Source organism: Succinivibrio sp. (genome assembly GCF_045124615.1).
Classification (GTDB): Bacteria; Pseudomonadota; Gammaproteobacteria; order Enterobacterales; family Succinivibrionaceae; genus Succinivibrio; species Succinivibrio faecicola.
On the sequence record NZ_JBGVMC010000289.1, the window covers coordinates 1 to 1,291 of the forward strand.

At 35.9% G+C, this 1,291-nt stretch carries 1 protein-coding gene; it reads right to left on the reverse strand.

Annotated elements, in window-relative coordinates:
* Nucleotides 1–866: transposase (locus ACJML3_RS07535; protein WP_406022030.1), on the reverse strand; the 866-nt coding region annotated here is incomplete at its 3' end.
* Between the last annotated feature and the right edge of the window lie 425 nt (nucleotides 867–1,291).

The window sequence follows — 1,291 nt, forward strand, 5'->3', positions numbered from 1 at the left end:
CAGTACGTTTCATCAACTCCTATAAAAGTAGCTTCTTTTAAGTATGACTCCATGTGCTTGAATATAGGCATCAGAAGTGCTGCTGTAGTGTCCGTGTAGCTGTACAATTGCTGTCTTGTAAAACTGATGTTATACCTTAACAGATACTGACTGATTCTGTTCAATGGAGACTTTAGTACCAGCCACTGCTCAAGGATTAAGCTCATAAGTCCAATGCTCATCGAACTCTTCTTTAAGAAATCTGTTTCAGGATAAACTGTTGGTGTTACCTTTACTTCAGATATCTCGTTGCCATTCTCATCAACTGCTACTACCTGCAGTTTGCTGTATCGAGTATGTCTGACGCTAATATCGATATCAATTTTCTCAGATGAGTCATTGATTCTGACGTACTTGTAACGTCTACCATCTTTTCCTGTAAATACGGTGCCAACCTTCTTTCTTGCATCTTCAAGTGAAAGCTCTTTGCCGTCAATATCAATACAGACTTCTTTATCAGTTACACTGACATCATCGTTTACAGGTACTTCTTTTTTTTCCTTTTGCTTCTTTTCCTTGCTTGAGGAATCAATACCTTTCTTTCTCTCACTGCCTTTTCCATTGATATTCTCATTGGTTGTCTTTCTGACAGTGATGGCTTTGTTTCCAAGCTTTGTTGATAGCTTTTCTATGGTTAATGTAAGTGCTTCTATTCTCTTGGTTAGTTGCTTTATTTCAGAGGATTGAGACTTGTTTAAAGAAACTTGGTTTTCGAACATTACAAGCAGAACACCTATCATGGCAGATAATGCAGGATCATCAGCAACAGCATTTTGAATCTGCTCCGATATTTCTTTAAATCCGCTATTCAGTGTCTTTGAATCCACTTGCTATAATCCTTTAAAATCCTATGCAAGTATTATAGCAAACACACCTTTCAGCCTTTTTTATACACTGAATATCGAGATCTTTGAGACATTCAAAAGATCTATAAAGATCGCTAGGAGATCGCTACAGATCGATGGATGAAAAAGATGAAAAAGTTGTCATCTTAAAAATCACATCGTGCTGTGATCTTGTATGAAGCGTATAGAGCCATATATACAAAAAAGCAAATGACAATAAAACTGTGAAATAAATCACACTGATTTTTTAAAGAACAAACAGTCTGCTTAAGGGGCTGTTTTATAATGGTCTAAAAGTTTATTTCAGACCATTTACAAAATTTTTAAAATCAGTTCTTTTGTACTGCCTGTTAACAAATTTGCCTGATGAAGGATCTTTATAGGCTACCTGAAAAACTTTCTTTGCC